This window comes from Achromobacter sp. EG18, assembly GCF_059759395.1.
Genome location: NZ_CM186213.1, coordinates 952035 through 973273 on the forward strand (window position 1 = coordinate 952035; position 21239 = coordinate 973273).

General features: G+C 66.6%; 22 protein-coding genes. 12 read left to right on the plus strand and 10 right to left on the minus strand.

The window, feature by feature from the left end; genetic code table 11:
* The first annotated feature begins 31 nt into the window (after positions 1 to 31).
* Both AC6CR5_RS04540 and AC6CR5_RS04545 read left to right on the plus strand, forming a co-directional pair.
* Entirely contained in the window at positions 32 to 1135 is a 1104-nt protein-coding gene (locus tag AC6CR5_RS04540) for a serine hydrolase domain-containing protein (protein WP_024068770.1), read from the plus strand.
* Positions 1136 to 1218: 83 nt separating this feature from the next.
* The gene (locus tag AC6CR5_RS04545) at positions 1219 to 2103 is read left to right on the plus strand and encodes a MipA/OmpV family protein (protein ID WP_020927545.1); all 885 of its coding nucleotides are present in this window, start codon (positions 1219 to 1221) and stop codon (positions 2101 to 2103) included.
* A 79-nt stretch (positions 2104 to 2182) separates the two neighbouring features.
* On the opposite strand, the gene AC6CR5_RS04550 is transcribed toward AC6CR5_RS04545, so the two are convergent.
* From AC6CR5_RS04550 to ugpB, 4 genes are all read right to left on the minus strand, one after another.
* The gene (locus AC6CR5_RS04550) at positions 2183 to 3271 is read right to left on the minus strand and encodes a sn-glycerol-3-phosphate import ATP-binding protein UgpC (RefSeq protein WP_020927546.1); all 1089 of its coding nucleotides are present in this window, start codon (positions 3269 to 3271) and stop codon (positions 2183 to 2185) included.
* 128 nt (positions 3272 to 3399) lie between these two features.
* Positions 3400 to 4251, minus strand: a complete 852-nt coding sequence (ugpE, locus tag AC6CR5_RS04555; protein ID WP_006386445.1) for a sn-glycerol-3-phosphate ABC transporter permease UgpE — start codon at positions 4249 to 4251, stop codon at positions 3400 to 3402.
* Between the two features lie 18 nt (positions 4252 to 4269).
* Complete coding sequence (gene ugpA / locus AC6CR5_RS04560; RefSeq protein ID WP_006386446.1) at positions 4270 to 5151, minus strand: sn-glycerol-3-phosphate ABC transporter permease UgpA; 882 nt, start codon at positions 5149 to 5151, stop codon at positions 4270 to 4272.
* A 234-nt stretch (positions 5152 to 5385) separates the two neighbouring features.
* Entirely contained in the window at positions 5386 to 6699 is a 1314-nt protein-coding gene (ugpB, locus tag AC6CR5_RS04565; RefSeq protein ID WP_049073546.1) for a sn-glycerol-3-phosphate ABC transporter substrate-binding protein UgpB, read from the minus strand.
* Between the two features lie 194 nt (positions 6700 to 6893).
* On the opposite strand from ugpB, the gene proC reads away from it, so the two are divergent.
* The gene (proC, locus tag AC6CR5_RS04570) at positions 6894 to 7727 is read left to right on the plus strand and encodes a pyrroline-5-carboxylate reductase (RefSeq protein ID WP_006386448.1); all 834 of its coding nucleotides are present in this window, start codon (positions 6894 to 6896) and stop codon (positions 7725 to 7727) included.
* Between the two features lie 26 nt (positions 7728 to 7753).
* A complete protein-coding gene (locus AC6CR5_RS04575) occupies positions 7754 to 8278 on the plus strand; it encodes a queuosine precursor transporter (protein WP_047993491.1) in 525 nt (174 codons plus the stop codon).
* Positions 8279 to 8378: 100 nt separating this feature from the next.
* Here the strand turns inward: AC6CR5_RS04575 and AC6CR5_RS04580 are convergent, their stop codons facing one another.
* Complete coding sequence (locus AC6CR5_RS04580; protein ID WP_127481436.1) at positions 8379 to 8621, minus strand: hypothetical protein; 243 nt, start codon at positions 8619 to 8621, stop codon at positions 8379 to 8381.
* A gap of 52 nt (positions 8622 to 8673) precedes the next feature.
* On the opposite strand from AC6CR5_RS04580, the gene AC6CR5_RS04585 reads away from it, so the two are divergent.
* The 5 genes from AC6CR5_RS04585 (at position 8674) to AC6CR5_RS04605 (ending at position 13607) form a co-directional block, all read left to right on the plus strand.
* Entirely contained in the window at positions 8674 to 9789 is a 1116-nt protein-coding gene (locus tag AC6CR5_RS04585) for a branched-chain amino acid ABC transporter substrate-binding protein (RefSeq protein WP_006386450.1), read from the plus strand.
* Positions 9790 to 9979: 190 nt separating this feature from the next.
* Positions 9980 to 10906 carry a high-affinity branched-chain amino acid ABC transporter permease LivH gene (gene livH / locus AC6CR5_RS04590; protein WP_020927547.1) on the plus strand — a complete coding sequence of 309 codons (927 nt, stop codon included), beginning with the start codon at positions 9980 to 9982 and terminating at the stop codon, positions 10904 to 10906.
* The gene (locus tag AC6CR5_RS04595) at positions 10906 to 12141 is read left to right on the plus strand and encodes a high-affinity branched-chain amino acid ABC transporter permease LivM (RefSeq protein WP_006386452.1); all 1236 of its coding nucleotides are present in this window, start codon (positions 10906 to 10908) and stop codon (positions 12139 to 12141) included. The genes livH and AC6CR5_RS04595 overlap by 1 nt, the downstream gene beginning before the upstream one ends.
* Positions 12138 to 12905: a high-affinity branched-chain amino acid ABC transporter ATP-binding protein LivG gene (gene livG / locus AC6CR5_RS04600; RefSeq protein ID WP_006386453.1), complete on the plus strand. Its 768-nt coding sequence runs from the start codon at positions 12138 to 12140 to the stop codon at positions 12903 to 12905. The genes AC6CR5_RS04595 and livG overlap by 4 nt, the downstream gene beginning before the upstream one ends.
* Complete coding sequence (locus tag AC6CR5_RS04605; protein ID WP_006386454.1) at positions 12906 to 13607, plus strand: ABC transporter ATP-binding protein; 702 nt, start codon at positions 12906 to 12908, stop codon at positions 13605 to 13607.
* Between the two features lie 103 nt (positions 13608 to 13710).
* Here the strand turns inward: AC6CR5_RS04605 and AC6CR5_RS04610 are convergent, their stop codons facing one another.
* From AC6CR5_RS04610 to AC6CR5_RS04625, 4 genes are all read right to left on the minus strand, one after another.
* The gene (locus AC6CR5_RS04610) at positions 13711 to 14160 is read right to left on the minus strand and encodes a lysozyme inhibitor LprI family protein (RefSeq protein WP_498085281.1); all 450 of its coding nucleotides are present in this window, start codon (positions 14158 to 14160) and stop codon (positions 13711 to 13713) included.
* A gap of 95 nt (positions 14161 to 14255) precedes the next feature.
* Positions 14256 to 14999: a cysteate racemase gene (cuyB, locus tag AC6CR5_RS04615; protein ID WP_024068774.1), complete on the minus strand. Its 744-nt coding sequence runs from the start codon at positions 14997 to 14999 to the stop codon at positions 14256 to 14258.
* The gene (locus tag AC6CR5_RS04620) at positions 14992 to 16488 is read right to left on the minus strand and encodes an N-acyl-D-amino-acid deacylase family protein (RefSeq protein WP_498085282.1); all 1497 of its coding nucleotides are present in this window, start codon (positions 16486 to 16488) and stop codon (positions 14992 to 14994) included. The genes cuyB and AC6CR5_RS04620 overlap by 8 nt, the downstream gene beginning before the upstream one ends.
* 8 nt (positions 16489 to 16496) lie before the next feature.
* Complete coding sequence (locus tag AC6CR5_RS04625; protein WP_020927551.1) at positions 16497 to 17477, minus strand: Bug family tripartite tricarboxylate transporter substrate binding protein; 981 nt, start codon at positions 17475 to 17477, stop codon at positions 16497 to 16499.
* 119 nt (positions 17478 to 17596) lie between these two features.
* Between AC6CR5_RS04625 and AC6CR5_RS04630 the strand changes: the two genes are divergently transcribed.
* Entirely contained in the window at positions 17597 to 18550 is a 954-nt protein-coding gene (locus AC6CR5_RS04630) for a LysR family transcriptional regulator (protein ID WP_047991590.1), read from the plus strand.
* 90 nt (positions 18551 to 18640) lie between these two features.
* Here AC6CR5_RS04630 and AC6CR5_RS04635 read toward each other — a convergent pair whose 3' ends face one another.
* Positions 18641 to 19255, minus strand: coding sequence for a glutathione S-transferase family protein (locus AC6CR5_RS04635; protein WP_020927553.1), 615 nt, complete (start codon positions 19253 to 19255; stop codon positions 18641 to 18643).
* Positions 19256 to 19374: 119 nt separating this feature from the next.
* On the opposite strand from AC6CR5_RS04635, the gene AC6CR5_RS04640 reads away from it, so the two are divergent.
* Positions 19375 to 20547: a PQQ-dependent sugar dehydrogenase gene (locus AC6CR5_RS04640; protein WP_050807734.1), complete on the plus strand. Its 1173-nt coding sequence runs from the start codon at positions 19375 to 19377 to the stop codon at positions 20545 to 20547.
* Between the two features lie 8 nt (positions 20548 to 20555).
* The gene (locus tag AC6CR5_RS04645) at positions 20556 to 21194 is read left to right on the plus strand and encodes a glutathione S-transferase family protein (RefSeq protein ID WP_047991591.1); all 639 of its coding nucleotides are present in this window, start codon (positions 20556 to 20558) and stop codon (positions 21192 to 21194) included.
* The last annotated feature ends 45 nt before the right edge of the window (positions 21195 to 21239 follow it).

Here is a 21239-nt window from a genome sequence, read left to right on the forward strand (position 1 = left end):
GCAGTTCTCCAAAGAGGGTCGTCCGCTCGTCATGTTCACGCTTACCCGCCTGGCCGCCGTTGCCATGCTCCTGATCGTCGCGGGCGGTTGCCAGGGCGTCGCCCCGGCCGCGCCGCCCGCCATCGCCAAGGGCGACTATCCGGCGGTGGTGGCGTACCTGAAGCAGCGCATCGCCTACGACATGGATGCGCAGCGGGTGCCGGGCCTGTCGATCGCGATCGTCGATGACCAGCGCACGGTCTGGAGCGGCGGCTTCGGCTACGCCGATGCGGCGCGCCACCGCAATGCCACCGGCGACACGCTGTACCGCGTAGGCGCCATTTCCAAGATCGTCACCGCCGCCGGCGTGCTGCGTGCCGCCGACGACGGCCGCCTGTCGCTCGACGTGCCCGCGGCCCAGGCGCTGCCGCACTGGGAAGCCGAGCCGCGGCGGGTCGCCATGCACTGGATGGGCACCTATCCGTTCACCGCGCGCCGCCTGCTGGCGCTGCGGCCCGATACGCTGGAAGACACCATGGGCCGGGCCCGCGCCGACATGGGCTACGCCTTGCTCGGCGACATGGTCGCGCACGTGGCCGACGAGCCGTTCGACGCCTACGTGCGGCGCACGCTGCTGCGGCCGTTGAACATCTCCCGCGCCGGTTTCCGGCTTGCGGCCGAAGGCGACGAGGTGCGCGAATTGCGCGCCGCCGGCTACCGCCGCGGCATGCCGTGGACCGAGCAACCGCAGTCCAACGAGGCTGCCGAAGGCCTGTGGGCCAGCTCGGCCGAGATGGCGCGGTTCTCCAGCATGCTGTTCGCCGGCGGCACCTACCAGGGCCGCCGCATCCTCAAGGACGAATCCGCGCTGGCCCTGCTGAATCTGGAGACCGTGGCCAGCGGCATGGAGCTGGAATGCCGCCTGGCGCTGTCGTGGCTGGCGGCGCCGTGCGACCGCGACTACATCGCCGGCGATGCCCTGCGCCAACACAGCGGCGCGACCGAGGCCTTCCATGCGCGCTGGGTGCTGGCGCCGCGCGAAAAGCTGGCGGTGCTGGTGATGAGCAATGCCGATAGCGCCGAGCCGCTGGTGACCTCGGTCTCCAGCCTGGCGATGAACCTGATGCGCCAGGCCAAGGGCGTGGCGCAAGAGTAGGTCCGCGCCGCGATGGCCGCGGCGCGTGTTCGATTTCCCCACAACCTCGTTTCCCGGATGTACTTATGAAGCGATATCCCTCTATGTCCCTGATGCAGCGCCGCGCCGGCGCGGCGTGTCTGCTGGCGAGCCTGCCAGCGTTGTCGTTCGCCGCGGGCGGCCAGCAGGTCGCCGACAACTCGGTCTATGGTTCGCGCGGCGCCAGCTCGCGCGGCATCGAGGTGTCGACCGGAACCGAAAAGCCGGCCGATGAATGGAAGTTCTACGGCACGCTGGGCGTCGGCTACGCGCCGCGCTACAGCGGCAGCGACGAAAGCTCGGCGCTGCCCATCGTCGGCCTGGGCATCCGCAGCCCGGGCGGCTTTTTCCTGAATACCGAGCGCGGCCTGGGCTGGGAGACCCAGGCGCTGGACAGCACCTTCCGCTTCTACCTGGGCGCCAGCGCCTCGCGCAAGGACCGCAAGAAGGGCTTCGAAGGCTCCAACAAGCTGCGCGGCATGGGCGAGATCAAGAGCCGCGCGCAGATCGGCATGGACGCCGAGACCACGCTGGGTCCGGTGACCCTGTCGGCCACGGTGGCGCACGCCTTCAAGAAAAGCAGTGAACACAGCGACGTGGGCAGTGGCTACACCCTGTTCGACCTGGGCGCCAGCACCACCGTGTACGAGGGTTCCGCGGGCGCGATCTCGCTGTCGCTGAACGGCACCTTCGGCGACGGCAACTACATGCGCACCTGGTACGGCGTGAGCGACAGGCAGTCGGCCAATTCGGGCTATCGCCGCTACAACCCCAAGGGCGGACTGGAAAGCGTGGGCCTGGGCGCGAGCTGGGTGCTGCCGCTGAGCAAGGAGTGGTCGTGGACCGTGGCCGCCGAGGCGCGCCGCCTGTATGGCGATGCGGCCGACAGCCCCATCGTCAAGGAGCGCAACCAGTACTCCATCGGCACCATGGTGACGTACACGTATTGAGCTTGTCCCTTCCCGGACGGGCAGGGTGGCGGCGGGGCCGGCCGGGCGGATTGCCGCCGGCCCCGCGCATTGAGGAGACTTACAGGCCCTGCACGCGGCGGCCGGTGTCGGCCTCGAACCAGTGCAGCGGATGGCGGCCGTCGGGGCCGACGTTGACGCGGTCGCCGACCTTGGCCGAGGACTCGGACAACTGGCGCGTCGTGCAGCGCACCACCAGCGTCGACTTGCCGCAGCGGCAGTGGACCAGCTGTTCGGAACCCAGCGTTTCGACCATCTCGACTTCGGCCGGCACGCCCTGCGTGTTCAGCAGCATGTGCTCGGGGCGCATGCCCATGATCACCTTGCGGCCACGCACCTGCGACGGCACCTGCAGCGGCGAGATTTCCAGCGCCAGGCCGTCGACGGTCTGCACCGTGCCGTCGCCGGCCACGTTGACTTCCATCAGGTTCATCGGCGGCGAGCCGATGAAGCCGGCGACGAAGGTCGAGGCGGGTTTTTCGAACACTTCCATCGGCGTGCCGATCTGCTCGGGCACGCCTTGGTACATGACGATCATGCGGTGCGCCAGCGTCATGGCCTCGACCTGGTCGTGCGTCACGTACAGGCTGGTGGTGCCCAGGCGGCGGTGCAGCTTCATGATTTCCAGGCGCATCGCCACGCGCAGCTTGGCATCCAGGTTCGACAGCGGTTCGTCGAACAGGAACACCTTGGGTTCGCGCACGATGGCGCGGCCCATGGCCACGCGCTGGCGCTGGCCGCCCGACAGGGCGCGCGGGCGGCGGTCCAGCAGGTGGGTCAGCTCCAGGATCTGGGCGGCGACGTCGACGCGCTTCTTGATCTCGTCCTTGGAGAACTTGCGGATCTTCAGGCCGTACGCCATGTTCTCGAACACGGTCATGTGCGGATAGAGCGCGTAGTTCTGGAACACCATCGCGATGTCGCGTTCGGCCGGCTCGAGGTTGTTGACGACCTTGTCGTCGATCACGATCTCGCCGCTGGTCACGGTTTCCAGGCCTGCGACCATGCGCATCAGCGTGGACTTGCCGCAGCCCGAGGGGCCGACGATGACGATGAATTCACCGTCCTTCACATCCATGTCGATGCCATGGATGACCGGCACGTTGCCGGCGTAGGTTTTCTTTACGTTGCGAAAGCTGAGAGTAGCCATGAGTTATTCGTATCGGAGTCGTTGTCGGGTAGGCGATCGCGGGCAATCTTCACTTTTCATCGCCGAGCCGCCTCAAGATGAGAGCGCCCCCTCGGGGGGCAGCAAGCCGAAGGCGCGGCGTGGGGGTCTCATTTCTCAGTGTCGACCAGACCCTTGACGAACCATTTCTGCATCAGGATGACGACCAGCGCCGGCGGGATCATCGCCAGCATGGCCGTGGCCATGGTGATGTTCCATTCGGTCACGCTGTCGCCGCCGCTGATCATGCGCTTGATGCCGATGACGACGGGGTACATGTCTTCCTGCGTGGTCACCAGCAGCGGCCACAGGTATTGGTTCCAGCCGTAGATGAACTGGATCACGAACAGCGCGGCGATGCTGGTCTTGGACAGCGGCAGCAGCACGTCGCGGAAGAAGCGCACCGGGCCGGCGCCGTCGATGCGGGCGGCCTCGATCAGCTCGTCCGGCACCGTCAGGAAGAACTGGCGGAACAGGAACGTGGCCGTGGCCGAGGCGATCAGCGGCAGCGTCAGGCCGGCGTAGCTGTTGAGCAGGCCCAGGTCGGCCACCACCTTGTAGGTGGGCGCGATGCGCACTTCGACCGGCAGCATCAGGGTGACGAAGATCATCCAGAAAAAGAACATGCGGCCGGGGAAGCGGAAATACACCACCGCGAAGGCCGACAGCAGCGAGATGGCGATCTTGCCGATGGAAATCGCCAGCGCCATGATCAGGCTGACGTACATCATGCGGCCCACCGGCGCGCCGGACGAGCCGCCGGACGAGCCGCCAAAGAGCGCCTGCATGTAGTTGTCGACGAAGTGCGGACCGGGGATCAGCGACATCGGCGCGGAAGCCACTTCCTGCGCGGTCTGCGTCGACGCGACGAAAGTGACGTAGAGCGGAAAGGCCACCATGGCCACCCCGCACAGCAGGATGACGTGGGCCAGAATATCCAGCCAGGGACGGCGTTCAACCATTGTTATCTGCCTCGAGAATCAATACTGCACTTTGCGGTCGACGTAGCGGAACTGCACGACCGTCAGGGCAATCACAATGAACATCAGCACCACCGACTGGGCCGCGGACGAGCCGAGGTCCAGGCCGCGGAAGCCATCGCTGTACACCTTGTAGACCAGGATCGAGGTCGACGTGCCCGGACCGCCCTGCGTGGTGGTGTCCACCACCGCGAAGGTGTCGAAGAAGGCATAGATGATGTTGACCACCAGCAGGAAGAAGGTGGTGGGCGAGAGCAGCGGGAACACGATGCTCCAGAAGCGGCGCGACGGGCTGGCGCCGTCGATGGCGGCGGCTTCGATGAGCGAGCGCGGGATCGATTGCAGGCCGGCCAGGAAGAACAGGAAGTTGTACGAGACCTGCTTCCAGACGGCGGCGATCAGCACCAGGATCATGGCCTGGTTGCCGTCCAGGCGCGGGTTCCAGTCGACGCCGGCCTGGCGCAGGGCCACGGCCAGGATGCCGACCGAGGGCGAGAACAGGAACAGCCACAGCACGCCGACCACGGCGGGCGCGACGGCGTAGGGCCAGATCAGCAGGGTCTTGTAGAGGCCGGCGCCGCGGATCACGCGGTCGGCCATGACGGCCAGCAGCAGCGACACGCCCAGGCCGACCACCGCGACCAGGATCGAGAACACCGCCGTGACACGGAAGGAATCGAGGTAGGCCTGCTGCGAGAACAGTTCCATGAAGTTGTCGAGGCCGACAAATTCGGAGGACAGGCCGAACGCATCTTCCAGCCGCATCGACTGCCACATGGCCTGGCCGGCGGGAAGGAAGAAGAAGACCACGGTAATGACGATCTGCGGCAGGAGCAGCAGATAGGGCAGGGTCTTATGCCCGAAGACGACACGTTTTTCCATAGGGGGAACCCAAGGTACGAAAAGCGGCGGTTGGATTAACCGCCGCCTGGTGAAACAGCCGCCGGGGTGGGCCGGCCGGCCTGCGGCGCGGGGATGCGCCGGTACTCATAAAACACGATAGGCTTAAAGCCCTAAAAAAACCAGGGCTTTAAGCCTTGTTCGCCAGGGGCAAGTCCTTGTTGCACAACGGGAATCGTGCATCGCGGGACTTGCCGGCAAGCCACGGAACGGGCGTTACTTTACACTCTTCTCGAACTTTTCCAGCAGTTCGTTGCCGCGCTTGACGATGTTCTCGGCGCCATCCTTGGCCGAGACCTTGCCCGACACGATGCGTTCGATTTCAGCGTCCTCGATTTCACGGATCTGCGGCAGGAAGCCCAGGCGCAGGCCGCGCGACTGCGCGGTGGTTTCGACGTTCAGCTGCTTGACGCCGACTTCGGTGCCCGGGTTCTTGTCGTAGAAGCCTTCCTTCTTGGTCAGCTCGTAGGCAGCCTTGGTGACGGGCACGTAGCCGGTCTGCTGGTGCCAGCGGGCGGCGATTTCCGGGCTGGCCAGGAACTTGAAGAACGCGGTCACGCCCTTGTAGGTTTCCGGCTTCTTGTTGGCGAAGACCCACAGCGAGGCGCCGCCGATGATGGTGTTCTGCGGCGCGCCCTGCACGTCGGCGTAGTAGGGCAGGGTCGAGGTGCCGAATTCGAACTTGGCGTTCTTGGCGATGTTGGCGCGCAGGCCCGACGAACCGGTGATCATGGCGCACTTGCCGCTGATGAACAGCGAGTTCGGCTCGTCGCCGCGCCCGCCGTACATGAAGATGCCTTCCTTGCCCAGCTTGGCCAGGTTTTCCAGGTGGCGCACGTGCAGCGGGGTGTTGATGGCGATGCGGGCGTCCAGGCCGCCGAAGCCGTTATCCTTGGTGGCGTACGGCACGTTGTGCCAGGCAGAGAACGTTTCCAGCTGGACCCACGACGGCCACGAGGTGGTGTAGCCGCATTCCTGGCCGGCGGCCTTCAGCTTCTGGCCGGCGGCGGCCAGTTCTTCCCAGGTCTTGGGCGGCTTGTCGGCGTCCAGGCCGGCCTTCTTGAAGGCGTCCTTGTTGTAGTAGAACACCACGGTCGAGCTGTTGAAGGGCATCGACACCAGCTTGCCGTCGGCCGACGAGTAGTAGCCGGCCACGGCGCCGATGAATTCCTTCGGGTCGATCGGGTTGCCGGCTTCTTCCGACATCTGCTGCACCGGCTTGATGGCGCCCTTGGCGTACATCATGGTGGCGGTGCCGACTTCGAACACCTGGAGGATGTCCGGGGCGTTGCCGGCGCGGAACGCGGCGATGCCGGCGTTCATCGATTCGCCGTAGTTGCCCTTGTAGACGGCCTTGACCTGGTAGTCGGGGTTCTTCTTGTTGAACTCGTCGACCAGACCGTTGACGCGGTCGCCCAGCGCGCCTTCCATCGAGTGCCAGAACGTGATTTCGGTGGCCGCGTGCGCGGAGGCGCCGGCAAAGGCCGCCATCACGGCGGCGAAGGTAAGGGCAATTCGGTGGGATCGCATGAGAGGTTTCCTCCAGTTGGTCGTGTCGCGACCGGGGTTGTCCCGGCGCGGAAAACACGTCACCTTATGAATTGTTTGTGACAAAACCGTGACTTTCACATCAGTTAAAACGCCTGTCAAATTGCGCGTTTCAGGCGCGAACGAACATTTTCTTTTTTTTTCCGCCGGGGCGGCCCGGTTTACAATCGCATCCTATGAAAAACGAACTTTCGATTGCGTTCATCGGCGGCGGCAATATGGCCGCCGCGCTGGCCTCGGGTCTTGCGGGCAAAGTATGCCCCGCCGGCAGCATTCATGTCATTGACATTAACCAGGATTCGCACGCTGCCTGGCAGGCTCGCGGCATGACCACCGCGACCGCCCCGGACGAGGCCCTGGCGCGCTGCCGCGTATGGGTGTTCGCGGTCAAGCCACAGAACATGAAAGACGTTGTGGCTTCCACGCGTCAGTGGTTGCGCGACGACACTTTGGTGATAAGCGTGGCGGCCGGGATCCGCGCCGACACCCTGGCGGGCTGGCTGGGCACGCCCGAGGCGCCGTGGCGCCGCCTGGTGCGCTGCATGCCCAACACGCCGGCGCTGGTGGGCGCCGGCATCACCGGCCTGGCGGCGTTGGATGGCGTGGGGCAGGCCGACCGCGACCTGGCCGCCACCATGCTGGCCAGCGTCGGCGAAGTGGTCTGGGTGGCTGACGATGCCGCGCTGGACGCCGTGACGGCGCTGTCAGGCAGCGGCCCGGCCTATGTCTTCCTGTTCCTGGAAGCCCTGATCGCCGGCGGCCAGAAGGTCGGCCTGACGGCCGAGCAGGCGCGCCAGCTGGCGCTGGGCACCTTCGCTGGCGCCACCAGGCTGGCGGCGGAATCGTCCGAACCCCCCTCGGTGCTGCGCGAGCGCGTCACCTCCAAGGGCGGCACCACCGCCGCGGCGCTGGCCGCGTTCAACGCCGCCGGCTTTGCCGGCATCGTCGAGGACGCCATGGCCGCGGCCGCGCGGCGTTCGCGCGAGCTGGCCGAGGAGTTCGGCAAGTGAGTCACGCCGTTGCGCGCTTTGCCCCCATGAGCCGGGCGCAGTTCGGCATCGCCGTGCTGTGCATGCTGGTGGTGGTGGTGGGCTCGAACATCCTGGTGCAGGTGCCGCTGAACGACTGGCTGACCTGGGGCGGCCTGTCGTATCCGGTGGCGTTCCTGGTGACCGACGTGCTCAATCGCCGTTTCGGCCCCGCGGCCGCGCGCCGCGTGGTGTGGTTCGGTTTCGCAGCGGCGCTGGTGGTGTCGGTGTGGGTGGCGTCGCCGCGCATCGCGCTGGCCTCGGGGCTGGCCTACATCTGCGCGCAGCTGGTCGACATCCAGGTGTTCGATCGCCTGCGCGATCAGCGCTGGTGGCGCGCGCCGCTGGTTTCCGGCGTGCTGGGCGCGATCCTCGACACCGCGGTGTTTTTCAGCGTGGCCTTCGCCGCCAGCGGCGCGCCGTGGGTCACCTGGATGATGGGCGACCTGGCGATCAAGCTGGCGGTCAATATCAGCATGCTGGCGCCGTTCCGCGCGCTGATGTGGAACCTGGCCAAGCCGGCCAGCGTGTGATTGTCGAAAATCAGTCGGTATTAATTAACGGGATAATCATTATCCGTAAGACTCGCGTAAGTACTGTATGAAAATGCGCGGTCAAACGGCGTATTAATGATTATTCATATAAATCACCTGCCATCGATTCGCGCGCCGCGCCATGGGCAATCCAAGGCGCGGCGCGGATTTCCCCTGCGATTTCACGCACTTGTCGTACTAATCCGTCACGATTAAAGGTTTCTCCTGAAATATTGGGGATTACACGCAGTGACAGTATGTCTGCTTGCTTCCAGAATACCGCCCACACCGTGTTTTTGCCCAAGAAGCCGGCGACGGGCGATGCGGGTTTAGGGGTATCCACCCGATAAACCGGATCGAACAGAGCCGCTCAAAACCTCGCTGGAGAACTCCGCATGAAGTTTCTGCATCGCCTTACCCCGGTAGCTATGGCATTCGGGGCGCTTGCCCTGGCAGGTTCCGTGCACGCCGCCGATACGATCAAGATCGGCATCCCGCAGCCCATGACGGGCCCCAACACCCAGTACGGCGACCAGATCCAGGCTGGCGCGCTGACTGCCATCGAGACCATCAACGCCAAGGGCGGCGTGAAGGGCAAGAAGCTCGAACCGATCCTCATCGACGACGGTTGCGAACCGAAGCAGGCCGTGCCGGCCGCCAACCGCGTGGTCAATTCCGGCGCCAAGTTCGCCGTGGCCCATGCGTGCTCGGGCGTGACCGTGGCCGCCGTCAACGTCTACGAACAGGAAGGCATCGTCGGCATCACCCCGGGCGCCACCTCGCCCCTGGTCACCGACACCATCAAGCCGCACTTCTTCTTCCGCACCATCGGCCGCGACGACCAGCAGGGTCCGTACGCCGCGCGCTACATCGCCAACACCCTCAAGCCCAAGAAGGTCGCCGTGCTGCACGACAAGCAGACCTACGGCTCGGGCGTGGCCACCCAGGTCAAGGACACCCTGGCCAAGGAAGGCGTGAACGTGGCGCTGTTCGAAGGCATTAACGTCGGCGACAGCGATTACTCGGCCATCATCACCAAGCTCAAGTCGGCCGGCGTCGACCTGGTCTATTTCGGCGGCTACCACCCCGAACTGGGCCTGCTGCTGCGCCAGTCGCGTGAACAGGGCCTGAAGGTCCAGTTCATGGGTCCGGAAGGCACCGCCAACCAGGACCTGGTGGCGATCGCCGGCCCGGCCATCGACGGCCTGCTGGTCACGCTGCCCGCCGACTTCACCAAGCTGCCGGCCAACGAAAGCATCGTCAAGGCTTTCAAGGATGCCAAGCGCGATCCGGACGGCGCCTTCCAGATGCCGGCCTACGCCGCGGTCCAGATCCTGGCCGACAGCATCACCGCGGTGGGCGAGGACCCCGCCAAGGTGGCCGACTACATGCACAAGACCACCTTCAACACCGGTATCGGCAAGGTCGAGTACGACGCCAAGGGCGACCTGAAGAACTTCGAGTTCGCCGTCTACAAGTGGGACAAGAACGGCAAGAAGACCCAGCTGTAAACTCCCGCGATTCCGCCGGCGTGGTGCCGGCGCGAGGGCCTGTCGTCGTCGTTGTGCCGTAATCCGCGTAGCGATGCGCCAAAAGCGCTGTGCGGCCGGCAGGCGGTGATCACAGGCCCTTAAAATACGCCCAGGTTTCCGGCTCCGGGTCTCTCTACCGGAGCCGGAACTATTTGGAGCAAGAGAAATAATGTCCGACCTCATACCCCAACTTACCCAGCAATTCTTCAACGGATTGTCTCTGGGCGCGATCTACGCGTTGATTGCCATCGGCTACACAATGGTCTACGGCATCATCGGTATGATCAACTTCGCTCACGGCGAAATCTACATGATCGGCGCCTATGTCGGCCTGGTCACCCTGACGGCCATCGGCACCAATAGCGGCCTGCCGGTACCGTTCATCATCGCCGCGATGCTGCTGGTGGCCATCGTCGTCACCGGCATCTACGGTTTCAGCGTCGAGCGGGTCGCGTACCGCCCGGTGCGGGGCAGCCCCCGCCTGGTGGCGCTGATCTCGGCCATCGGCATGTCGATCTTCCTGCAGAACTGGGTCGCCCTGGGCCAGGGCGCGCGCGACATGGCGGTGCCTTCGCTGGTGTCCGGCGCGGTGCAGTTCCACATGGGTTCCGACTTCGATGTGACGGTGCCGTATTCGCGCATCATGATCATCCTGGTGACCGTCGCCCTGATGGTCGGCCTGACGCTGTTCATCAAGTATTCCCGCATGGGCCGCGCCTCGCGCGCCTGCTCGCAGGACATGCACATGGCCAACCTGCTGGGCATCGACACCAACCGCGTGATCTCGTTCACCTTCGTGATGGGCGCGATCCTGGCGGCGGTGGGCGGCGTGCTGATTGCCATCACCATCGGCAAGCTCAATCCCTTCATCGGCTTCCTGGCCGGCATCAAGGCCTTCACGGCGGCGGTGCTGGGCGGCATCGGCAGCATTCCCGGCGCCATGCTGGGCGGCGTGCTGCTGGGCCTGGCCGAAACGTTCGCGGCAGCCTATATCTCGTCGCAGTACAAGGACATCGTGGCGTTCTCGCTGCTGGTCCTGATCCTGCTGTTCCGTCCCACCGGGCTGTTGGGCAAACCTGAGGTGGAAAAAGTCTGATGTCGAACAACAACCTGAAAAACGCCACCATGGCGGCGGTGCTGACCGCCGTCATCGTCACCCCCGTCTTCGGCCTGCAACTGATCCGCCAGGGCGCGCGCACCTCGATGGAGTCGCACTGGTCGCTGGTGGCCATCGCCGCCGCGGTCGTGTTCGTGTTCCAGTTGCTGCGGCCCTGGATCGCCAAGCCGTTCCAGAAGCTCAAGGTGGGCCTGCCGACGCTGCCGTCGGCGCCGGCCAAGAACAACAAGCTGCTCATGCTGCTGATCCTGGCGGTGGCCGTCACCTGGCCATTCTTCGCCGGCCGCAGTTCGGTCGACATCGCCACGCTGGTGCTGATCTACGTGATGCTGGGCCTGGGCCTGAACATCGTGGTCGGTTTCGCCGGGCTGCTGGACCTGGGCTTCGTCGGGTTCTATGCCGTGGGGGCCTACACCTATGCCTTGCTGTACCACTGGGGCGGCTGGAGCTTCTGGGAAGCGCTGCCGTTCTCGGGCGCCATGGCGGCGTTGTTCGGCTTCGTGCTGGGCTTTCCGGTGCTGCGCCTGCGCGGCGACTACCTGGCCATCGTGACGCTGGGCTTCGGGGAAATGATCCGCCTCCTGCTGATCAACCTGAACACGCTCACGGGCGGTCCGGACGGTATCTCGGGCATTCCCAAGCCGTCGGTGTTTGGCCTGGAAATGACGCGCCGGGCAAGCGAGGAGGGCGCGACCACGTTCCACGACTTCTTCGGCCTGACGTTCCAGAACCAGCACATGGTGATCTACCTGTACATGATGGCGCTGCTGCTGGCGCTGGTCACGCTGTTCGTCTCCACGCGCCTGATCCGCATGCCGGTGGGCCGCGCCTGGGAGGCGCTGCGCGAGGACGAGATCGCCTGCCGTTCGCTGGGCCTGAACCCGACCCGCATCAAGCTGTCGGCCTTCACACTGGGCGCGACCTTCGCCGGTTTCGGCGGCGCGTTCTTCGCGGCGCGCCAGGGCATGGTCAATCCGGAATCCTTCACCTTCATCGAGTCGGCGCTGATCCTGGCCATCGTGGTGCTGGGCGGCATGGGTTCGCAGGTCGGGGTGATCCTGGCGGCGATCCTGCTGACGGTGCTGCCCGAGCTGGCGCGCGAGTTCGCCGAGTACCGGATGCTGATGTTCGGCCTGGTGATGGTATTGATGATGATGTGGCGTCCGCAGGGGTTGTTGCCCATGAAGCGTCCCCACGTGGAGCTGGCTAAATGAGCGAGGCATTGCTGAAAGTATCCGGACTGACCATGCGCTTCGGCGGCCTGCTGGCCGTCGACAGCGTGGCGTTCGAAGTCAAATCCGACGAGGTGTTCGCCATCATCGGCCCCAACGGGGCCGGCAAGACCACCGTGTTCAACTGCGTGGGCGGCTTTTACGCGCCGACGGCCGGCGATATCGTGATGGACGGCAAGTCCATCACCGGCCTGCCCAGCCACAAGGTGGCGCGCCATGGCCTGGTGCGCACGTTCCAGAACGTGCGGCTGTTCAAGCAGCTGACGGTGCTGGAGAACCTGCTGGTGGCGCAGCATACGCAGGTGGAGGCGCGCCTGCTGCCCGGCCTGCTCAAGACCAAGGCCTACCGCCAGGCGGAGGCCGATGCGTTGTCGCGCGCGGCCCAGTGGCTGGATTTCATGGGACTGCGCGAGTACGCCAACCGCGAGGCCGGCAACCTGGCTTACGGCCACCAGCGCCGCCTGGAGATCGCGCGCTGCATGATCACCAAGCCGCGCCTGTTGATGCTGGACGAGCCGGCCGCCGGCCTGAACCCGCAGGAAAAGCGCGATCTGCAATCGCTGATCGACCAGCTGCGCCGCGAGTTCGGGGTGGCGGTGCTGCTGATCGAGCACGACATGAGCCTGATCATGGGCATTTCGGACCGCATCCTGGTCATGGAACACGGCAAGCCCATCACTACCGGCACCCCCGAGCAGGTGCGCAACGACGAGCGCGTCATCAAGGCGTACCTGGGGGAGGAATAAATGCTGAAGCTGGAAAACATCCACACCTACTACGGCGCCATCCAGGCGCTGAACGGCGTGTCGGTGGACGTCAACAAGGGCGAGATCGTGACCCTGATCGGCGCCAACGGCGCCGGCAAGACCACGCTGCTGATGACGGTCTGCGGCAATCCGCGAGCCAAGGAAGGCAAAATCACCTTCGAGGGCGAGGACATCACCAACAAGGACACCCACCACATCATGCGCAATGGCATCGCCATTTCGCCGGAAGGGCGGCGCGTGTTCAAGGACCTGACGGTGGCCGAGAACCTGAAGATGGGGGGCTTTTTCTCCAAGCGCGAGGAGATCCAGGCGGGGATTGACCACGTCTATGGATTGTTCCCGCGCCTGAAGGAACGGGCCAGCCAGCGCGCCGGGTTGATGTCGGGCGGCGAGCAGCAGATGCTGGCGATCGGGCGGGCGTTGATGACGCGGCCGCGCCTGCTGCTGCTGGACGAGCCGACGCTGGGGCTGGCGCCATTGGTGATCGCGCAGATCTTCGACATCATCCGCGAGATCCGGGAACAGGGCGTGACGGTGTTCCTGGTCGAGCAGAATGCCAACAAGGCACTGCAGGTGGCGGATCGCGGCTACGTGCTGGAGAACGGGCGGGTCGTGCTGCAGGATACGGGGGCGAATCTGCTGGTCAATGACCAGGTTCGGAAGGCGTATCTGGGCGGGTGATTCGAATTACGGTTTATTCCCCGCGAAGGGAAATTTGGGCGCTGCTGAAAGGGGCGCCCTTTTTTTTGCGTCGGGATTCGACCACCCCGGAGCGCGTCGCGTATTACTTGCCCGCGGGGCCCAGCGCTTCTGCCCAGTTCTTTTTCATGGCGGCGATGCGGGCCTCGTAGGCGGATTTCAGGCAGGCGGCGTCGGGGCAACGGTCGCGCACGGTGGTGCGCCATTGCGTCTGCTCTTTCGCCACCGGATCGCGCCGTTCACCGGTCTCACCGTCGCGGCCGGCGGTTTCGGCCTGAATCCTGTCGTAAAGCTCCTTCATCTGATCGTCCAGCCTGGACAGCGATGGGTCGGCGCAGATCAGATGTTCGACATGGGTTTTGGCGGCCTTGCAGTCGAAGCCGGCGGCATGGGCGGCCTGGATCGGCAGGAAAGGAGCGCTGGCGAGGACCGCGCAGACCACGGCGTGCACAATCGCGTGTCTGCCTTGGGCGTGTTGCCGGCGCCGGCCTTTCATGGCGCTGGCCGGTATTGCCGCGAGAACGGGGTTGCGCACGTCCTTGACTCCTGAATGGTCCGGGGCCACCGACAGGGTGGCCCACGGATCGATTCTCCCGGTTGTCGCGCGGTTGTGCAACTCGCAGGCCTTGCCTACGCCGCGATGCGTTGCTCGGGCTGGTCGGCCAGGTAGTGGGCGATGGCGGCGCGGGCCAGGGCGTCGATGGAGTCGGTCAGGGTGATGCCGAGGCTGGGACGCAGGGCGTGGGGCACGGCCAGCGGCAGTTCGGTGCAGCCGAGGACGACAGCGTCGGCGCCGCGGGCCTTGAGGCGGGCGATGCAGTCGGCGGCGGGGGCGAAGGCGGCTTCGAGCTGGTTGCCCTTGACGGCGCGGATCGAGGCCATGCAGTAGCGTTCGACTTCATCGTCGTCGGGAACGATGCATTCGTAGCCCTGGGCTTCGAGGTGGCGCTGGTAGAGGCCGAGCTTGAGCGTGGCGGCGGTGCCCATGAGGCCGATGCGGCCCTGCTGCAGGCCGAGGCGGCGCAGGTCGTCGATAACGGCCTGGATGATGTGCAGCACGGGGCGCTGGGTGGCGGCGGCGATGTCGTCGTACCAGAGGTGCGCGGTGTTGCAGGGGATGGCGATGAGCTGGGCGCCGGCGCGTTCCAGGAAGCGCACGCCTTCGACCATGTAGGGCAGGGGATTCTCGCCGCCGGCCATGTAGGCGCTGGAACGATCGGGGATGCGCGGGTCGTTGCGCAGCAGGGTGGGGATGTGTTGCTGGTCCGCGTCGGCGGGCGTGAGCGCCGCCAGGCGGAGCGCGAAGGCGGCGCCGGCCATGGGGCCCATGCCGCCCAGAACACCCAGGTAACAGCCCTGGGAATAGCTATTCACTTTGTTGACTCCAAGGTATTGCATCACCGGGTGCCAGTACCTGGCCCGGGCGTTCGGCGCCGGTCCGTTCCCCATCCCAGACCTGCCTGCCATTGACCCACACGGCGTGGATGCCCTGGCTGACCTGAATGGGAGCTGAAAAAGTGGCCGTGTCTGTGACGTTGGCGGGATCGAACAGCACCAGATCAGCATGATACCCCTGCCGCAGCAGGCCGCGCTCGGTCAGGCCGTATTGGGCCGCCGCCAGGCCGGTCATCTTGTGGATGGCGGTTTCCAGCGACAGCAGCCGTTGTTCGCGCACCATGGTGCGCAGCACGTTGGTGAAGGTGCCCCACTGGCGCGGGTGCGGGTGCGGGTCGAACGGCAGGCCGTCCGAGCCGACCATGGTCAGCGGATGGCTGAAGATGCGGTTGACGTCGGCCGGATCCATCAGGAAGTAGATGGCGCCGGCGGGCGCCAGGCGGGCGATGGCGGCTTCGTCGTCCAGGCCCAGTTCGGCCATGACCGCGGCGAAGTCGCGGCCGGTGGCCTCGGGGTAGCCCTTGGACCAGGTGATCAGGGTGCGGCTGGCCAGGCGGGCGCGATCCAGCCGCAGCATGGTCGAGGTGGCGGGATACGGATGGCAGTCGAGGCAGACGCGCTGCGTGGCGGCGGCGCGGCTGATCATGTCCAGCGTTTCGCGGCTGCGGCCGTGGTTGCGTTCGCCGGCCAGCTTGTGGTGCGAGAACACCACGCGGCAGTCCAGTTCGCGGCCGATCAGCAGGGCCTCTTCCATGGCCTGGACGATGTGGTCGGCCTCGTCGCGCAGGTGGGTGGCGTAGATCGCGCCGGCGCGGCCGCGCAGCGGCTGGCAGACGTCGACGATCTCGTCGGTGGGCGCGGCGCTGGCGGGCGGGTAGAAGGTGCCGGTGGAGACGCCGAAGGCGCCGGCCTGCAGCGCTTCGTCCAGCAGGGCGCGCATGGCCGCGCGTTCGGCGTCGGTGGCGGCGCGGCCGGTGTCGTCCATGACGGCCACGCGCAGCGTGGTGTGGCCGACCAGCGGGATCACGTTGACGGCGGCGGGCGTTTCGGCAAGGGCCCGCAGCCAGTCGCGGAAGGTGGCGAAACGGAACAGCTCGGGCGGGCCCAGCAGGTCGAGCGGCTGCGGGATCTGCCGGCGCGACAGTGGCGCCAGGCTGATGCCGCAGTTGCCGGTGACGACCGTGGTGATGCCTTGCGAAACCTTGGGCAGCATCTCGGGATGTGCCAGCAGGTAGCCGTCGTCGTGCGTGTGCGAGTCGATGAAGCCGGGCGCCAGCGCCAGGCCGCGGGCATCGATCACCGGCACGCCGGGCGCATGGGCGAAGTCGCCCAGCGCCACGATACGCCCGCCGCGCACCGCCAGGTCGCCCTGGCGGGCGGGGCCGTCGCCGCCGTCAATGAGGGTGGCGCCGGCGATGATGAAGTCGGCTTGCGCGGGAGCGTCGTCCGAGGTGCTGCGGTCCGTCATGGCCAGGTTCAGTCCAGTTTCTCGATGCCGGCGGTTTCGATGATGTGCTTCCACTTGGCGGTTTCGCGATCGATCAGCTGCTTGAATTCGGCCGGGCCGCCGCTGGCGGGTTCGGCGCCAAGCGTTTCCAGGCCGGTGCGGACCTCGGGCGCCTGCAAGGCTTTCTGGATGGCGGCGTTGAGCTGCGCCACGACCTCGGGCGGGGTGCCCTTGGGCGCCACCACGCCGCCCCAGGCCACGGTCTCGTAGCCCTTCAGGCCGGCTTCGTCCAGCGTCGGCACGTCGGGCATCAGCGCCAGGCGCTTCAAGCTGCTGACGCCGATGGCGCGCACCTTGCCGCTCTTGACCAGCGGGGTGGCTTCGGAGGTGTTGACGAATAGGTAGTCCAGGCGTCCGCCGAGCAGGTCCTGGATGGCGGCGGGGCCGCCGTTGTACGGGATGAACATGACATCGACCTTGGCCATGCTCTTGAACAGTTCGCCGCCCATGTGGCCGGTGGTGCCGACGCCGGAAGCCCCGTACGACAGGCGGCCGGGTTCCTTGCGAGCGCGGTCGATCAGGTCCTGCACGCTCTTGACGGGCGAATCGGCCGGCACGATCAGCGCGTTGTACAGGTCGAACATGTGGGCCACGGGCGTCAGGTCCTGGTCGACGTCATAGGGCAGGCGCTTGAACAGCGAGCGGTTCACCGCCAGCGTGTTGATGTTGCCGTAGCCCACGGTGTAGCCGTCGGGCGCGGCGCGCTTGACCAGCGCGATGCCGATGTTGCCGGCGGCGCCGGGGCGGTTTTCCACCACCAGCGTGGCGCCGGTGTCCTTGGCCAGTTGCGTGGTGATCAGGCGCGACAGCACGTCGGGCGAACCGCCTGCCGCGGAGGGCACGATGAAGGTGATGGGCTTGTCGGGATAGGCGCCGGCGGCCTGTGCGCCGGCGCTGAAGGCGGCGGCCAGGGCCAGGGCGGCGAGACCGCGGAAAATGGTGCGTTGCATGCTGGATTCCCCTTGTTTTGTTGTGTGGAGGCGGGCAGATTAGCACCGGGGTTGCGGCACCGCGTCATCGAAAAATGTCGAAAACCTATAATCCGCCGTTATTGACCAAGGGGAACGAAATGGATGCGCACGACGATGCCGACGCGCTCGCGCCCAGCGCCGGCCGCGCGCTGAACCTGCGCCAGATCGAGGTGTTCCGCGCCATTATGATGGCCGGCTCGATCAGCGGCGCGGGCCGCATGCTGCACGTCTCGCAACCGGCGGTGAGCCGGGTGCTGGCGCTGACCGAAAGCCGCCTGGGCTACCGGCTGTTCGAACGCGTCAAGAGCCGCCTGTCGCCCACCGCCGAGGCGCGTCGGCTGTATGCCGAAGTCGAACAGGTCTACGGCGGGATCCAGCGCGTCAACGACCTGGCGGCCGCCTTGGGACAGTCGGGCGCGGGCATGCTCAAGGTGGTGGCCAGCGCCAGCTACGGCCAACGACTGGTGCCGATGGCGCTGGGGCGTTTGCGCGACCGCAATGGCGCCGCGCGGGTCGACTATCGCAGCGTCACGTTCGACGAACTGGCGGCGTATTTCCTGTCGGGCCAGGCCGATATCGGCATCTCGATGCGACCGCCCGACCATCCCAACCTGACCTCGGTCAAGCTGGCGACGGTGCCGGTGATCTGCGTCCTGCCCAAGGGGCATCCGCTGGCGGCGCACGAGGTGGTGCATCCGGAGGATTTCGCCTCGGCGGCCTGGATCGGCTACCCGCGCGATACCCCACTGGGACGCGCGCTGCAATCGTTCTTTGGCGGCGCGCCGGCCTGTCCTGCGGCGGTGGAAGTGCATTCGCCGGTGACTGCCTGTTCGTTCGTGCAGCAGGGGCTCGGTCCGGCACTGGTGGATGCCTGGTGCGTGTCGCCCGACCAGACCGAAAGCATGGTGCTGCGGCCCATCGCGCCGGGCGCCAGCGTGGAGATCTGGGCCACGCATTCGAACCTGAGCGCGCCGCCGTTGCTGGCGCGGCGCTTCCTGGCGGCGGTCAGGAAGACGCTGGACAGCGCGGCCCCGGCCCTGGCGGGCGGCTGAAGGAAATCAGGCCGGCGCGCAAGAGAAAACGCCCCGGCGCGCAAGGGCGGCGGGGCGTTCGGGCCGGCCGGTCATACCGGCCTGGCGGGCTTATTCCAGGCCTTCGGCCTTGAGCGCGGCCTTGACGCCGGCGTTGTCCTGCATGCGCTTGAAGAACGCGGCCAGGTGGTCCTGGCCCGACAGGTCGACCTGCTTGGCGTGGGCCCAGCGCAGCACCACGTACAGATAGGCGTCGGCGACCGACGGCGCCTCGCCGCCCAGGTAGGGCTGGTTGATCAGTTGGGCGTCGAGCAGCGCGAACAGGCGCGTCAGCAGCTTGGAGGCGGACGCCGCCAGTTCCTGCTGCGGCGCTTCCTCGCTGAGGAAACGGCCCGCGCCGAAGATCATCGAGAACGTCTTGTGGATGTCGGAATTGATGAAACCGAGCCAGCGGCGCACGTCGGCGCGCGAACGGGCCGAGCCGTCGCCCAGCAGGTTGGCCTGCGGCGCCTGTTCGGCCAGGTATTCGAGGATCGCGACGTTCTGGGTCAGCGTGAAACCGTCGTCGTCCAGCGCGGGCACGGCGCCGAGCGGATTGACCTTGAGGAACTCGGGGCCCTTGAGTTCGTCACGGCTGAGCTTGCGGGTTTCGTACGGCTTGCCGATCCATTCCAGCACGATGTGGGAAGCGAGCGAGCACGCGCCGGGCATGTAGTACAGTTTCATGTAAGGGAGTCTCCTGAAAGGAAAGGACGGGGAGGCCACCCGTCACAGGCTCCTATGGTACGCCACCCGCAAGGCGCCGCCGAGCACCGCCGCGCCTCACCCAGCCGCCGGAGATGTCCATGCCGTCACGCCCGCCCGCGATCCGTCGCGTCTCGTCCCTGATCGCTTTCGCCGGCGCCGCGCTGTGGACGGCCGCGGCCTGGGCCACGCCACAGAAAAGCCCCGGCCAGCCGCCCGCCGCGCGCGCGCAGGTGACGGTGGTCGTGGGCGGCCTGGACCACCCGTGGTCGATGGCGTTCCTGCCCGGGGGCGGCGTGCTGATCACCGAAAGGCCCGGCCACCTGCGCCTGCTGCGCACGCCCGGCGGCTTGTCCAAGCCGCTGGCGGGCGTGCCGAAGGTGGCGGCGCAGGGGCAGGGCGGTTTGCTGGACGTGGCGCTGTCGCCGGACTTCGCGCGGGATCGCTACGTCTATCTTTCGTATGCCGAATCGGACGGCTCGCGCAGCGGCACCGCCGTGGGCCGCGGCCGCCTGTCGGCCGATGCCGGCGCGCTGGAGGACTTCCAGGTGCTGTTCCGCCAGGCGCCCAAGTTGTCGCAAGGACAGCACTTCGGGTCGCGCCTGGTGTTCGACGGCAAGGGCCACCTCTTCATTTCGCTCGGCGAGAACAACCAGCGGCCCACCGCGCAGGATCTGGACAAGCTTCAGGGCAAAGTGGTGCGCCTCGCGCCCGATGGTTCGGTGCCGCCCGACAATCCCTTCGTCGGCAAGGCCGGCGCGCGTCCCGAGATCTGGTCGTACGGCCATCGCAATCCGCAGGGCATGGCGCTCAATCCGTGGACAGGCGCGCTGTGGGAGCACGAGCATGGTCCGCGCGGCGGCGACGAAATCAACCTGGTACAGGCCGGCAGGAACTATGGCTGGCCGCTGGCGACCTATGGCATCAACTATTCGGGCCAGCCGATACCGGAAGCCAAGGGCGAGACGCTGGCCGGCATGGAGCCGCCGCTGTACTGGTGGGCCAGGTCGCCGGCCATCAGCGGCATGGCGTTCTACGACGCCGACCGTTTCCCGGCGTGGCGCCGTTCCCTGTTCATCGGCGCGCTGGCCGACCAGGACCTGATCCGGCTGACGCTGGATGGCGACAGGGTGGTGGCCGAGGAGCGCCTGCTGGGTGAACGCAAGGCGCGCATCCGCGACGTGCGGCAAGGCCCGGATGGCTATGTCTATGTGTTGACCGACGCGTCGCCCGGCGAACTGCTGCGGCTCGCGCCGGCGCAAACCGGAGGATGACCACGATGATGAAAACCTACGAATTGATCGGCTCGCAGGGCTGCGGTTCGGCCATCGTCGAGATGGCGCTGGCTCTGGCCGACGTGCCGCACACGCTGACCGACGTGCCGTACCTGAAGCCCGGACCCGAGCGCGAGCGGCTGTTGCGCCTGAACCCGCTGGGGCAGGTGCCGACGCTGATCACGCCGGACGGCGAGGTCATGACCGAAAGCGCGGCCATGGTGTTGCATCTGCATGACGTGGCGCCCCAGGCGGGCCTGGCGCCGGAAGCCTCGCGGCCCGAGCGCGCGCGCTTCCTGAACCTGCTGGTGCGGCTGGTGGCGGCGGTCTATCCGACCTTCACCTATGGCGACGACCCGCCGCAATGGACCACGCCGGGCGCGCCGGCCGAGCTGCTGCGTGAACGCATACACGGCCGCCGCGCCGAAGTGTGGCTGGAACTGGAGCGCCAGGCCGGCACCCCGCACATGCTGGGCCGCCGCTTTTCGGCGCTGGACCTGTACGTGACGGTGATGACGCACTGGCGGCCCGGCCCGGCCTGGTTCGAGGCCAACTGTCCGGCCTTGACGGCGGTGGCGCGCCAGGCGGCGCAGGAACCGAACGTGGCGCGCGTGCTCAAGCGCAATTTTCCGCCGCCGACCGAGTAGCCGGCACGCCTGGCCACGGCGACGCCGCCGCGGCCAATGCGTCCC